General features: G+C 40.4%; 15 protein-coding genes. 10 read left to right on the forward strand and 5 right to left on the reverse strand.

Going from position 1 to position 14145, the window contains the following annotated elements; genetic code table 11:
* Nucleotides 1–2: 2 nt before the first annotated feature.
* Genes GR929_RS11865 through nrfH form a run of 3 tightly spaced genes read right to left on the reverse strand, consistent with a single transcriptional unit; the run spans nucleotide 3 to nucleotide 3334 of the window.
* Nucleotides 3–1220 carry an alginate export family protein gene (locus GR929_RS11865; RefSeq protein WP_159520067.1) on the reverse strand — a complete coding sequence of 406 codons (1218 nt, stop codon included), beginning with the start codon at nucleotides 1218–1220 and terminating at the stop codon, nucleotides 3–5.
* A gap of 12 nt (nucleotides 1221–1232) precedes the next feature.
* The gene (gene nrfA / locus GR929_RS11870) at nucleotides 1233–2747 is read right to left on the reverse strand and encodes an ammonia-forming cytochrome c nitrite reductase (RefSeq protein WP_159520069.1); all 1515 of its coding nucleotides are present in this window, start codon (nucleotides 2745–2747) and stop codon (nucleotides 1233–1235) included.
* A gap of 14 nt (nucleotides 2748–2761) precedes the next feature.
* Nucleotides 2762–3334 (reverse strand): cytochrome c nitrite reductase small subunit, encoded by a 573-nt coding sequence (gene nrfH, locus GR929_RS11875; protein ID WP_159520071.1) that lies wholly within the window; start codon nucleotides 3332–3334, stop codon nucleotides 2762–2764.
* 311 nt (nucleotides 3335–3645) lie between these two features.
* Between nrfH and GR929_RS11880 the strand changes: the two genes are divergently transcribed.
* The 10 genes from GR929_RS11880 to GR929_RS11925 all read left to right on the forward strand — a co-directional run bounded on the left by GR929_RS11880 (nucleotide 3646) and on the right by GR929_RS11925 (nucleotide 11831).
* Nucleotides 3646–4920 (forward strand): hypothetical protein, encoded by a 1275-nt coding sequence (locus GR929_RS11880; RefSeq protein ID WP_159520073.1) that lies wholly within the window; start codon nucleotides 3646–3648, stop codon nucleotides 4918–4920.
* A 218-nt stretch (nucleotides 4921–5138) separates the two neighbouring features.
* Complete coding sequence (locus GR929_RS11885; RefSeq protein ID WP_159520075.1) at nucleotides 5139–5291, forward strand: hypothetical protein; 153 nt, start codon at nucleotides 5139–5141, stop codon at nucleotides 5289–5291.
* An 86-nt stretch (nucleotides 5292–5377) separates the two neighbouring features.
* Complete coding sequence (locus GR929_RS11890; protein ID WP_159520077.1) at nucleotides 5378–6217, forward strand: prephenate dehydratase; 840 nt, start codon at nucleotides 5378–5380, stop codon at nucleotides 6215–6217.
* A 12-nt stretch (nucleotides 6218–6229) separates the two neighbouring features.
* Nucleotides 6230–6754, forward strand: coding sequence for a flavodoxin (locus GR929_RS11895; protein ID WP_159520079.1), 525 nt, complete (start codon nucleotides 6230–6232; stop codon nucleotides 6752–6754).
* A 290-nt stretch (nucleotides 6755–7044) separates the two neighbouring features.
* Nucleotides 7045–8361, forward strand: a complete 1317-nt coding sequence (locus GR929_RS11900) for an aminotransferase class I/II-fold pyridoxal phosphate-dependent enzyme (protein WP_159520081.1) — start codon at nucleotides 7045–7047, stop codon at nucleotides 8359–8361.
* A gap of 17 nt (nucleotides 8362–8378) precedes the next feature.
* Nucleotides 8379–8945, forward strand: a complete 567-nt coding sequence (locus GR929_RS11905) for a Crp/Fnr family transcriptional regulator (RefSeq protein WP_159520083.1) — start codon at nucleotides 8379–8381, stop codon at nucleotides 8943–8945.
* A gap of 167 nt (nucleotides 8946–9112) precedes the next feature.
* Nucleotides 9113–9337, forward strand: coding sequence for a 4Fe-4S binding protein (locus GR929_RS11910; RefSeq protein WP_159520085.1), 225 nt, complete (start codon nucleotides 9113–9115; stop codon nucleotides 9335–9337).
* 30 nt (nucleotides 9338–9367) lie between these two features.
* A complete protein-coding gene (locus GR929_RS11915; protein WP_159520087.1) occupies nucleotides 9368–10462 on the forward strand; it encodes a 3-methyl-2-oxobutanoate dehydrogenase subunit VorB in 1095 nt (364 codons plus the stop codon).
* A gap of 2 nt (nucleotides 10463–10464) precedes the next feature.
* Nucleotides 10465–11262, forward strand: a complete 798-nt coding sequence (locus tag GR929_RS11920; protein WP_159520088.1) for a thiamine pyrophosphate-dependent enzyme — start codon at nucleotides 10465–10467, stop codon at nucleotides 11260–11262.
* 14 nt (nucleotides 11263–11276) lie between these two features.
* Nucleotides 11277–11831, forward strand: a complete 555-nt coding sequence (locus GR929_RS11925; protein ID WP_159520090.1) for a 2-oxoacid:acceptor oxidoreductase family protein — start codon at nucleotides 11277–11279, stop codon at nucleotides 11829–11831.
* Between the two features lie 89 nt (nucleotides 11832–11920).
* Here GR929_RS11925 and GR929_RS11930 read toward each other — a convergent pair whose 3' ends face one another.
* Complete coding sequence (locus GR929_RS11930) at nucleotides 11921–13078, reverse strand: glycosyltransferase family 4 protein (protein ID WP_159520092.1); 1158 nt, start codon at nucleotides 13076–13078, stop codon at nucleotides 11921–11923.
* Nucleotides 13079–13559: 481 nt separating this feature from the next.
* Entirely contained in the window at nucleotides 13560–14144 is a 585-nt protein-coding gene (locus GR929_RS11935) for a methyltransferase family protein (RefSeq protein WP_159520094.1), read from the reverse strand.
* Nucleotide 14145 lies beyond the last annotated feature (1 nt).

Raw genomic sequence — 14145 nt, forward strand, 5'->3', positions numbered from 1 at the left:
ACTTAGTTAATAAAATTTGGGGTTACACTTAACATCAGCCAACTCCAGTAATTTGTGGCCGTATGATCTCCTCCTTTGATTAATTCCATGTTTTCGCCGGCAAACATAATCGAAAATCCACAGCTCAATTTAGCTTCAGGACTAACTTTCCAACCCGCTCCTAAATCCAACTCAGTACCCAGATAGTTAGAGGCGTCGGCACTAATTTTAGCTGCTGCTGAAAAATAATGGATGTGAGCATTCAGGCTCCACTGGTCTTTTGAGTAATTGTACTTTGCATAGATGTCATTCAATCCAACATTGTTGGCATGGTTGCCCACATAGAAATAGTCCATGAAACCATTGAACTTATGGTTGGTGCCATACAAGGGAGTGAAGGATTTGTTTTTATCATCATCGTATGCAGTTCCCGAAAGCCGCTCGTATCCCCACGTAATTCCTCTTGGGCAAGTCGCTTCAAACAATACGTTGTAAGCGCTCAACTCGTTGCCATTGCCGGTTTTACCTGTTTGTAGATAGGCATTGGCGGCTAAATTAAATTGACCTAGTTGAAACCTTGTGTGACCACCCAGCGTCTGGCTGTAGTTTACTTCTTGTCCGTCCGCGGTCAGTTGAGGAACGCCGTTGTTCAAAGCAAGCAAGCTCAAACTGGAGTTGTCCCATTTTTTATTAACCCAAACAAATTGCAAATTTTTATAGGCGTCATTCCCATCAAAAATACTATTGGTCGGATTTGTATTCTCGTGATGAGCAATACCCAAATGCAAACTAATTTCACTTTGGTATTTCAGGATAGCCAAATCGTGCGAACGTGCCTGATGTGCCCAACCTACATTTCCAAAGATGCGGTGGTCATCGTAGACTAATTCTTGTCGTCCGGCTTTGAGTGAAAATTCCGGAGAGAAAAATATTTCGGCCCATGCCTGATGTATTGAAGTGGCATAGTCTTCGTTTGCAACTAGCTGTGTCTGACTCCCCCAGGTCCGAACGTCTTGCAATACCAAATAGGTAATAACTTTTTCGGATTGGTACCAGGCGTTAAGTCGCGTGCGCTGAGCAGTGAATAGTGATGCATCCTGATCGGCGGTAGCCAGGCTTTTATAGCCATGGCTCAACTCCGTGCGAGGTCGAAACTCGCCGCTCAACGAGAACTGCGCATAGGTTTTTGATATCGTCAGCGCCAGAACGATAACTAATCCAATAACTGGTATTTTCATCATTGTAATATTGGTTTAGTTTCGTTTGACATCCCAGGAGGCTTCTCTTTCTTTTGCTTGTTCAAGCCATTGAGGAACCACTGTTTCTAAAAACTCTTCCTTTTCCTGATTTAGTTTAGCCATGTCCAGACCGATGAATTCCTGCGCTTTGGCTTTGGTCGAAATATCGGGGTAAGGTAACTCTTCGTTAAAACCTTTTGAAGCCAGCAAACGTGACAGTTTAATTCTGGTTTCCTGAGCGATGGTAATTCCGGTTGAAATAATCCGGCTGGTTTCAAGTGGAGCGTGGAACGAGCCACCGTGGGCTGCTGCTGCGTAATCCCAGCGCCATTGTGCATGACGAATTCCCATCAGGATTTCCTGCATTTCATCTTCACTAGCTTCTAAATCCCAGGCTTTTTTGGCTTCAAGGTGTGCGCGAACAATAAGCTCTTCCAGTTTGTCCCGGTTTTCAATGACTTTATCTTGTCGGTCAAATACATTTTGCAACAAGGTCGCAGTTTCTTCACGGTGGCAAACCTGACAGGAATTGGCAACATTGTTCAATGGAGATTGAATGTGGTGATCGGTAAACTTCTGTCCACCCTCTGATTTGTATGGCATATGACAATCGGCGCACGAAACACCTCGTTCGGCATGGATTCCCTGCTTGTAAATTTCATATCCCGGGTGCTGGGCTTTCAGCATCGGAGCTTTACTAATGGCATGCGTCCAATCGCTGAAATTCATTTCGTCATAATATTCTTCGGCGGCTTCCACTGTCATTCCTTTCTCCCAAGGAAAGGTGAGGTATTGAGCGCCATCAACTGTTTTTTTATTGAAATAATATTCTACGTGGCATTGAGCGCAAACCAAGGAACGCATTTCCTGGTGAGTGGCTTTATTAACATCTTTTCCCATTTTCTCAAATGCTTCGACCAATGCCGGTCGGGTTACGCGAAGATTCATTGTTTCCGGATCGTGGCAGTCAGCACAGCCAATCGGATTTACAATCTCGGAACCCAAACGAGCCCATTTCCCTTTGTAAAACTCGGCTACTCCTTCTTCCTGCATCACGCGAGGAACATCCGGGCTCTTACAAGTCCAGCAAGTCGATGGCATGGGCCCTTCATCGGGGCTGTCCGGAGCACCAGTTCGCAGCGTTTTACGGATGTCTTCCACCGCATAGTAGTGACCTCTACCTTGATTATAATCTTTGGAAAAACCATAGCCAGCCCAAAGTACAACAAGTCGAGGATCAACTTCGAGCATATCGATCATGGCATTTCCGTTGTATTTACTTTGGAATGAAGTATCTGCTGTTTGGTAATACGACTGAAATTCTCTTGGAAAGTTTTCTCCCCAGACTTCGTTGCGAGGTTCAAATTCCGACAACTTCACTTTAGGTACATTAACGAAACTGGCTTCAGCCCGGCGTTCCATGATGGAGGAAGCCAACAGCCCAAGCAGAAAAACGACAAGGATGGTAGCTGCGAAAAGAAGCCATCCGATAATTGGTTTTTGTTCAATGGTAGTCTTTAATGGTTTCATTGTATTGATGATTTTTAGTTATTGTCTAATTTTTTAATCCACTCAGGTACGGGGCTCTCAGGAAGGGGAACGCGAGCGAAAGGCGTGCTTGATAAACTGTTGACTCTTCCGTGAGGAACTTCTCTGTGGCACTCCCAGCATTTTCGATCGGTGCGATGCTCTTTATAATTTGAAATGCAGGCTGATTGTTTGGCATCTATCAACTGTCTTTCGTGGCAACGCACGCAATTTTGGTGTACGACTTCAGCACCTTCCTCTTTGATGAAGATTACCTGAGGTTCTTTTCGAAGGGTGAAAATGGTAGCATGACGCAGCCCATCTTTTGCCTTGAAATAATATTTATTGAACACGTTGTTGTGTGGTACGTGACAGTCGTTGCAGTTGGTCCACTCTCGGTGTGAACTGTGATTCCAGGTTGCGTACTGAGGAGCCATGATGTGGCAATTCACGCAAGTTTTCGGATCGTCAGACAAATATGAATGGGCTTTGGATAAGTAGACGGATAACACAAAAAGTCCGGCAAAAATCCCTAACGCAATAATAACGGGAATTCTCCAGATTTTAGGCGGATGAAATTTTTTGATCATATCAGGCTTGTTTTTTTTTATTGTTTAAAACTACGCAGGTCAAAGGAGGAAAGTTGTAACTAATGTTACAATTAGAGCGTTTAATCCTTATCTAGACTCATTCAAAATTACTCCTGTTTCGTATCAATTTATTAATATTGGCATTTTCGCTTGTACACAGTTAGTTAATGTTTGGGCTTCCTGTCTTGGTATTTATTAGTATCTAATTTGAGTTTCCTGCAAACGTTTTCTTCTACTTTTGCGGCTTGAATCAGACAACGATGAACCCGAGTTGTATCATCGTTTCTTGTTGAAGTAAAAACAGAACAGAAATGCGAAGAAAAATTATCATAGCAATTATTTTGCTCTCTTCTTCTATAGCGGGGCAATCTCAGGAAAAGATGAGTAACGATTTTAATCTGGATATTTACGGATTTGTAAGAAATGATTTGATTGTTGATACCTATAAAGGAATTGATGCAGGCTACGACTTGTTTTACTTGTTCCCTTTGTATGCCGGGCAAGATCAGAATGGGGAAGATATTAATGAATGTACTAGTGCAACGCTTTCAGCAATGTCGACCAGATTGGGTGTGAAAGTAGACGGGCCCGAAATTTTTGGTGCAAAAACGAATGCGGTTGTTGAGTTCGACTTTATGGGAATCACCAAGTCGGAGCCTACCTTATTTCGTATCCGCCATGCCAATGTGACGTTTAATTGGGAAAATTCAAAATTGCTGGTTGGACAAACCTGGCATCCGTTCTTCGGAGGAAGCGCTTATCCGATTGTCGCCGGTCTAAATACGGGTGCCCCTTTTCAGGCATTTAACCGTTCTCCACAAGTACGCTACGATTATAATGTAGGACAATTTCAATTATCAGGTGCTGCCGTTTATGAAAATCAATATACATCGAAAGGACTGGAAGCTGGAGGGTTTGTTACCGGTAATCAAGCTCAGCGAAATGCCGTAATGCCAGAACTTGTTTTCACAGCAGAATATCATCATGCAGGTATAAAAATTGGAGCAGGAGCAGAGGTGAAAAGTATTAAACCTTGTATGACTACTGTGGGAACTGAAGGCTCGTTTAAGCTGGACGAAACTCTGACTAGCGCAGGTTTTATGGCCTACTTTCAATATAAAAAGGAAAAGTTTTCCGTTTTGGCCAAAGGTTTTTACGGACAAAATATGACTCATCTGACACAGGTTGGGGGATATGGAATTACCTCAGTTGATGAAGCAACCGGAGCCATGACATATACGAACTATACCAATTACACCAGCTTGTTGAATATTGTTTATGGTAAAAAATGGCAGGTGGGTATGTTTTTAGGTTATGGCGCCAACCTGGGAACTGGCGAGGCCTTGTATGAATATCCAACGACAGGAAGTGCGCTTACTAAAGGTGTTTTGCCCAATGTTCAGGACCTGGGCCGGATTGCACCGCACGTCTCACTTAACCTGTCTAAAATTCGATTGTCTGCTGAATATGAAATGACTACAGCGAATTATGGCGTCAGTGGTTTTCAATTCAACGATGGTTTATACGCCGACACCCATCGCACGACGAATAACCGCATTATCGCCGTTATGACATATTTCTTTTAATTCGGCCTGAGTTTATAGCCTCGCAAAAAGCGAATTTCATTTTAGTCTCTTTGCTTGAAACTCTTGTAGCAAGAAACTTTTAAAGGTTTTTTGTCTATAAAAAATCAATATTAAGTATCTTTATGCCCTTTCTGATGGATTTGACGTTTTAATTGGCTTATTCTTTTAAATACGGTGGGGTAATCAGAAGACTCTTTAACTTTTTGATAAAATTAAAAATGATAAAGCGAAAGTTAAGCAGCAACGAAAAGTTTCTAATTAGTTTTATTATTGTTTTGATTGTTGCCATTGCTTTTAATTGGGAAGAGTTTTCGAAACAGATAAAAGAGGTTTTCGATCAGTCGACACCAACAGAGCAAACTGTTGAATAAGAAAACCGTTGAAAGTCGATTTGACGTTGATGGATAAAATGAAGCTTAAATGATCTCACACTGTTGAGGTACTATATAAAATAAGTATGAAGAAAATAGCAATTCAAGGTATTGCTGGTTCATTTCACGAAGATGCAGCGCGGAATTATTTTGGGGAGGAAGAGATTGAAGTTCATGAGTGCAGATCGTTTCAGAGTGTGTGTGAACTGATTGATACCGACCAGGTTGATATTGCCGTTATGGCTATTGAAAACTCTATTGCAGGAAGCATTATTCAAAATTACTCATTGATTCGCGACTATCATTTGCGAATTATCGGTGAAATATATCTGCATATCCAAATGAACCTGATGATGTTGCCGGGTGCAAAACCGGAAGACATTAAAACAATTTATTCCCACCCAATTGCAATCAGACAATGTGCCGAATACATTGAAAAATATTATCCAAATGCGAAGATTCGTGAGAATCAGGATACGGCTGCCTCAGGAAAGCTGCTGGTTGAAGAAAATTTGACTGATGCAGCTGCAATTGGCAATTTGCGCACCGCGGAACTCTATGGGTTAAATGTTGTCGATCGAGGTATTGAGTCAAATAAAAAGAATTACACCCGATTTTGGATTTTGTCGAAACGTGCTAATCATACCGTCGAAAACAATAAAGCTTCTATTTGCTTTGAGGTTGGACATTATTATGGTGCATTGGCTTCGGTGCTTAATATATTTGCAGAAAACAAAATCAATCTAAATAAAATTCAATCGATTCCTATCGTGGGTAAGCCCAACGAATATACCATTCACGTAGATGTTGAGTGGAGCACTGTTGAGAATTATGAACATGCTATTCATTTAATCTTGAAAAATGTCTCCAGTTTATCTATTTTAGGGGAGTATGTTCGGGGCGAACTTGAAATACAAAATCAGTAAAAAATAAGAGATATGAGTAAAATAGGATTGTTCTTTGGACCAGAAAAAGGATCAGTACATCGCGTTGCAGAGAAACTTGCAGCAGCAATTGGCGAGGATAAAGTTGAAATGGTTTCTGTAAATAACGCATCGTACAGTGATATTGACAAATTCGATAAAATTATCTTTGGTATTTCTACCGTTGGTAAAGAAACCTGGGATTCGGAGTATTCAAATACCGATTGGAGTAAGTTTTTCCCGGAAGTAAGCAAAGCCGATTACGACGGAAAAGTAGTTGCACTTTTTGGATTGGGCGACCATGTCACTTATCCGGATCATTTTGTAAATGCCATGGGGCGTTTAGCGAAAGAGCTTGCGAAAAAGGATGCCAAAATTGTCGGTTCTGTTGATCCTGATGACTATGAATTTGAAGAGTCGGAAGCTTTAATTGATGGTAAATTTGTTGGCCTGCCACTTGATGAGGATTTTGATCCGGAACTTACAGACGAACGAATTTCTAATTGGTTAAAATCAATTCAAGCTGAATTTGGTTTTTAACAGAGAAACATGATATAATTCAGGCCATCTAAAAGGCCTGAATTTCTTTTGATTTGAATTGTTTATCTTCGAAATTATTTCGATTTCATTCTTTAATTCAGCAAGTTCTGTCGATTTGTAAAACCTGTTGAGAAATACAATTTTCACGTTTGGCAAATCAGAGATTCTTTGCTTCTTTTATTTATTATTTCTGGCTATTTAGTTGAAATTCACCAGTTGAAATTTCTTTTTTAAAGCTATTTATTAGCAAGAAAGTCAAATAACTAAGGCCGGGATGGAGAACTTAAATCATGAAAAAGACACCCATTGATCAACATCTCGTAGACCAAAATATTGCTAAACTAAGAATTGACAATGTTGGTCAGGCTTCCATTAGAGAGGTTGTAGCGCTCGTTAATTTAATAGAAGAAGCTGGTAGCGAGCGTTTTATTCGGATGGAGATGGGGGTTCCGGGTTTACCTCCTGCCGAGGTGGGGACTCAGGCTGAAATTGAAGCACTTAAAAATGGAGTAGCTTCTAAATATCCGATGATGGATGGGATAAAGCCACTCAAGCAGGAAGCCTCTCGTTTCATTAAATCATTTATGAATGTTGATGTTAGCCTGGCCGGTTGCATTCCCACAGTTGGATCCATGCAGGGAACCTACTCCGCACTTCTTGTGGCCGGCAATGTAGATCCCATAAAAGATACGGCACTTTTTATTGACCCGGGATTTCCCGTTCAAAAGCAGCAAATGCTGGTTATGGGTCACAAATACGAAACCTTTGATGTTTTTAATTATCGCGGCGAAAAGCTTCGTGGAAAACTGGAAGAGTTCTTATCCAAAGGAAATATAAATTCCATTATTTATTCAAACCCCAACAATCCCAGCTGGATTTGTTTTACGGAGGAAGAACTGCAAATTATTGGCGAGTTATCTCAGAAATATGATGTCATCATCATGGAAGATCTGGCCTATTTTGCCATGGATTTCCGCAAAGATTTATTTACGCCCGGGAAACCACCCTATCAACCAACGGTTGCCCGATACACCGACAATTATATTCTGTTTGTTTCAAGCTCAAAAATTTTCTCTTATGCCGGACAACGTTGCGGTGTAATGATCATTTCGGATGCGCTGTTTAACCGTGATTACGATAATTTGAAAGTTCGCTTTCAAAGCAACACATTCGGGAATACCATTACCCTTAGAGTGCTTTATGCGATGTCGTCAGGCACGGCACACTCGGCACAATATGCATTGGCAGCTATGTTTAAAGCTGCTTCTGATGGGCAGTTTAATTTCGTGGACGAGGTTTCAGAGTACGGAGCGAAAGCCAAAATAATGAAACAGTTGTTTTTAAAACACGGCTTTTATATTGTTTACGAGAAAGATGGTGATGAATTGGTTGGAGACGGCTTTTACTTTACCATTGGGTATCCTGATATGACAGGAGAAGAGCTATTGGCCAAACTTTTATATTATGGTGTTAGTGCCATTACCCTGAAAAATACCGGTAGCGAAAAGGAAGGACTTCGAGCCTGTGTGTCTCATGTGCATCGTGATCAATTTGAGGATTTGGACAAACGATTGGAACGATTTGCTAAAGATTTTCCTGTTAATTAACTGATAGAAATTGTGACATGAGTGCCTATTCAATAACATCGCCTGGTAATATGACCTTAACTCAGTTGAAGTCATATTTTTCTGACGAGGTGCCGGTTTTATTGAAAAAGGGAGAAACCTTTCTGGCCTACGATGAGCCCAACCAAAAGCTTGGCCTATTACTTAATGGCCTCATGTATGCAACTTATGTGGCCGAGAATGGGCAGGAATGGATTAGTCGTTTCTTCTACGCGCCTGACAATGCTATTGTCAGTAGCCACGATTCTTTTTTGTCGGGCGAGAAGTCCAGCGAAGCGATCTGTGCATACGAAGATTCAGAGATCATCTATATAACTAAGAACGAATTTGATAAGATGCTTGAAAGTAATAATGATTTGCAAGCATTGGTTTTAAGAATGGCTGAAGAAAGTTATATTAACGCCTTAAAGCGGGTGCACATGCTGCAATCGCTTACAGCATCGCAGCGAGTAAAAAGATTTGTGAAGGAACATGGCGATTTGGTGTCGCGGGTGCAGCGTCAACATATTGCATCTTATCTCGGAATTCATCGAAATATATTTACCCGAATATTGAACAAGATTTGAACGATATTGCGGCTACCTGAAAAACATATAATAATCTCTGAATATGCAACTTTTGTTGCGGATTGAAATGTGCTGATGTTTTAGATTTGTACGTCCGGCTGTAGTTTGCGTATGCCTTAAAGCTGGATCGTTTTATACGAAGAAATTATATTTAAAAGAATAGAACCATGGCAAAAGTAGTGGGTGCAGTTGTTGTTGATACGGAAGAATGCAAAGGATGTGGCCTTTGTGTTGTTGCTTGTCCTCAGCAGGTTTTAGGTCAAAATAAGCAAGTAAATAGCCGGGGCTACCATTTTTCCTTTATGGAAAATCCCGAAGCATGCATCGGATGTTCGAATTGTGCAATAGTTTGCCCGGATACCTGTATTACCGTTTACCGGGTTAGAGTTTAATTTCAGTAAATACCAAAAAAGATTCAATAGATGGGAGAATTAAGATTAATGAAAGGGAACGAAGTAATCGCCGAAGCTGCCATTCGCTGTGGTTGCGATGGTTATTTTGGATACCCGATCACCCCACAATCTGAGGTGATGGAAACTTTAATGGCTCGCGAGCCTTGGGACGAAACCGGCATGGTTGTTCTGCAGGCTGAAAGTGAAGTTGCTTCAATAAATATGGTCTATGGCGCTGCAGGTACCGGTAAAAAGGTGATGACTTCTTCTTCGAGCCCGGGGATAAGCTTGATGGCCGAAGGTATATCATATATTGCGGGCGCTGAACTTCCTTGTTTGATTGTCAATGTGCAGCGTGGAGGACCAGGCTTGGGAACAATACAACCATCGCAGGCTGATTATTTTCAATCAACAAAAGGTGGAGGCCATGGAGACTATAAACTTATCGTTTTGGCTCCTGCTTCGGTACAGGAAATGAATGATTTTGTTGACCTGGGATTTGAGTTAGCTTTTAAGTATCGCAACCCGGCAATGATTTTGACTGATGGTGCCATTGGTCAAATGATGGAGAAGGTGGAGCTTGGGGATTATAAACCACGGATGACTGCTGGCGAAGTGGAATCTAAAACAGGAAGTTGGGCAACTACCGGAAAAACGTCAGATCGGGATTACAATGTAATTACTTCCTTGTATTTGGAATCCTCTAAAATGGAAGAAAGTAATAGGCGCCTTCAGGAAAAATATATTCAGATGGAGGCCGAGGAAGTTCGATACGAGACTTTCCAATGCGAGGATGCTGACTATGTCCTTGTTGCTTTTGGATCTTCTGCCCGGATCTGTCAGAAATCAGTTGAGCTGGCCAGAGCAAAAGGGTTAAAAGTTGGCTTGCTTCGACCGATTACGCTTTTCCCGTTCCCTAAAAAGCCGATTGCCGAGCTAGCTAAGAAAGTTAAAGGCTTTATGGCTGTTGAAATGAATGCCGGGCAAATGGTTGAAGATGTTCAACTTGCTGTTGGTTGTGCGAAAAGCCTGGCAACTGTGACCTATTTTGGACGGATGGGAGGAATTATTCCAACTCCGGGTGAAGTAGTGGAAGCTATCGAACAAAAACTAATAGAAGCATAACGATGGAAGTAAAAGATATTATCAAGCCGGAAAACCTGGTTTACGAAAAGCCAAAGTTGCTGACCGAGAATACCATGCATTATTGTCCGGGCTGTACGCACGGAGTCGTTCATCGGATAGTGGCTGAAGTCATCGAAGATCTAAATATTCAGGAAAGAACAATTGGTGTTTCACCCGTTGGTTGTTCCGTTTTTGCCTATAATTATATCGATATCGATTGGCAGGAAGCTGCGCATGGTCGTGCACCTGCAGTGGCCACTGGAATTTCGCGCGTGAACCCCGATAAAGTTGTTTTTACTTATCAAGGAGATGGCGATTTAGCTTCAATAGGGGCAGCTGAAATTATGCATGCCTGCAATCGAGGAGAAGATATTGTTGTTATTTTTATTAATAACGCCATTTATGGAATGACGGGAGGGCAAATGGCTCCGACAACTTTGCTGGGGCAGGTGACGGCGACTACTCCATGTGGGCGAGATGCCGAGCGTAATGGTTATCCATTGAAAATTACAGAGCTAATTGCGCAATTACCCGGAACTTCTTACGTCACTCGCCAGTCGGCTCATACGCCTGCTTCGGTTCGCAAGTGCAAAAAGGCAATTAAAAAGGCTTTCCAAAATGCGCTGGATAAGAAAGGTACTTCGTTTGTCGAAGTGGTTTCAACTTGTAATTCCGGTTGGCGCATAAATCCGGTAGATGCAAATGTTTGGATGGAAGAAAATATGTTTCCATACTATCCGGTAGGTGACATGAAAGATGCTGAACGGGATTCGAAGGAAGCTCATCTGAAAAAGAATTAAAAAAAACTGAAATCATGACTGAAGAAATTATAATTGCAGGTTTTGGTGGACAAGGAGTCTTGTCAATGGGAAAAATTCTCGCCTATTCAGGAGTAATGCAAGATCAGGAAGTAACTTGGTTTCCGTCATACGGACCGGAGATGCGCGGCGGAACAGCTAATGTGACTGTTATAATGAGCGACAACAGGATCAGTTCTCCTATTCTGCATGAGTTTGATACAGCCATTATCCTAAATCAACAATCCATGGATAAATTTGAAAAAACAGTAAAAGCCGGTGGCGTGTTGCTTTACGATCCGAATGGTATTGTTCATCCTCCAACACGCACAGATATTAATGTGTATAAGATTGAAGGTACGAAGATCGCTGCTGATCTGGGAAATGTTAAAACATTCAATATGGTCGTTCTGGGCGCTTATCTAAAAGCGAAGCCAGTTGTAAAAATGGAAAGCATCAAAAAAGGATTGGAAAAGTCGTTACCTGAACGTCATCATAAATTGATTCCTCTAAATCTTCAAGCGATTGATGCCGGACAGGAGAAGCTGGAAACTGTCAATCTAGTCAGTTAGATTGTGGCGAAATTGTCAATAAAAAAGCCGTTGTTGAATAATTTCAACAACGGCTTTTTTATGTGGTATCTTTTAATTGATCGTATTATTTATATGCGTTTTTTATGTCCATTAACCAAGCTGTAGACTGGCTTTTCTTTAGCTGGAAATAAATTGATGATCTTGATTTGGTTGGAGTTTATTTCTCCTTTTTCAAATGCGTGTATTTTTTTCATCTTCAAGTGCATTAATCCAACTGTACCATAGCTGGCAATAATTACCAGAATAAAACTGACTGTTATATTAAAATATAAGCTTAATGTTGATGCAAGCATGATAAAAAATACTGTATACGCAACAAGAAAACTACTTGCTTGTATATGAGTCAATCTTGATTTTATTAACAAGTGATGGAGGTGGTTCATGTCAGGCGAAAAGGGTGACTTTTTATTGTAAATCCTAATTGTGAAAACCCTCAGTGTGTCAGTGATTGGAATAATAAGTAATGATAATGCTAGTAGCGGGGCTTGCTCAATACGAAATTCAGAGGTTGATATCGAATTTAGATGAATAAATTTAATAATCATAGCCGATACGACAACTCCCAGAATGAGTGATCCGGTATCACCCATGAAAATTTTGTTTTTGCCACCCCAAAGATTAAATCTAAGAAAGGCTAAAAGGCTTCCTGCAAGTGCCGTGCATATTACTCCATATGCAATATTCCCAGTCATGTAAAACCAGGCTCCCAGGCAAGAGCTAACCAGTAGTGTTATTCCCGATGCTAAACCGTCAATTCCATCAATAAGGTTAATGGCATTGATTAGAAATAAGAAAATAAGGATTGAAAGAGGAATGCTTATCGCAGGAATAAGATGGTGAATGCCAAATAATCCATAGAGTTCTGTAATTTGATATTTACCCAGTACAACTAAAATGCCTGCTGCGATAATTTGAACAGCAAATTTTTTCTTAGCCGAAATAATTAAAATATCATCTTTCAACCCAATAAAAAACATCAATATAATTGCTGCGAATAAGAAACGTAGCTCAACCGCAGTTTCGGTAGGCATAAACAGCAGGGAGCTGAGGTTCAGACCTATGAAAATTGCAATTCCGCCTAATGTTGGAACAACTGCCTTGTTCAACTTTCGGTGGTCGGGTACATCCGTTAAGTTTTTTACGTTTGAAACCTTGACAATTGGAGGAATCACGACATAGGTTAATATAAAACTCGTAATAATATTTAAAAAAAGAGATATGGTCACGCTGTCTTGTTTTATAGTTCGGTGTAAAAATAGGTATTCCTATTTACTTTAATTTTAACTGAATGTTTTATTTCATGAATGGTGCATTTTGCTGTGTGAAACACCCTTTTTTTCGCACGAACGGCACATTTTGCTATTAACGAGGTGTTTTTGTGTCTTTGATTAAATATCCGACTGTTGATTAATTTCAATCTCATTTACAGTAAAATGATTAAAGAACAAACAGATTAGTGTCTAATTGTTGTTTAGAAGATTGAGAATAGTACAAAAAAATAGAAAGCTGAATAGATATGCCGGATTTGCCTAAGGAGTGGTTTTGTTTAAAATAATATTTCTAGCTATTTTTTAGCTGCTGTCAGTTGGTTTGTTATTTTATAATGAAATTTATTTGAGTATAGGATGTCATTAGTCATCGAGTTATAAATTATGCTTATTTATTTTTTATAACTAGATGGTGGGTTGGGATTGACGAGAGAAATTGCTACAAATATCGAGCTGTATTTTCTTTATAGGACGTGTAATCTTTTGGGAACGAATTTGCGAGGTATTTTTCTTCATTTAAAATAATGAAATGATGGGTAAGTAGATTGAGCGCAATCAAAAAAGCAATTAACAGACTTGGCATAATTAGAAAACAAGCGGCGTAATAAAAGAAAAAACTGGTATACATGGGATTGCGGCTTATTTTGTATACTCCTTTTGTTTGCAGAGCGTGTTCCTTTGTTGGTAGCCCCATTCGGGTAAAAATACTGAGTGAATAGTAGGCCGGAATCAACAATAAGTTTCCGGCGAAAACAAATACCAAGCCAAGTAGTCTCTGAACTTCGGGAATTTCATTTTGAATAAGCCATGGAAAGTAATGGAAAAAATTCTCTTTTAAACTAGCCAGGAATAAACTAAGTAACAGGAATGCGATCGTAAATTTCGTAAAGTAAAAAAGCCAGGCTGTAATAGACGGTTTCCCGATTGCTCCTTGTCCATTTCGCAACAGTTGGTAAGCCAGCAGAGCTGTTGCTACCATCGGGAGTGCGCTAAAAACAATTAGTCCTGTCTGTAAGAGTGACATA

This window comes from Sunxiuqinia indica (assembly GCF_009847015.1).
Lineage (GTDB): Bacteria > Bacteroidota > Bacteroidia > Bacteroidales > Prolixibacteraceae > Sunxiuqinia > Sunxiuqinia indica.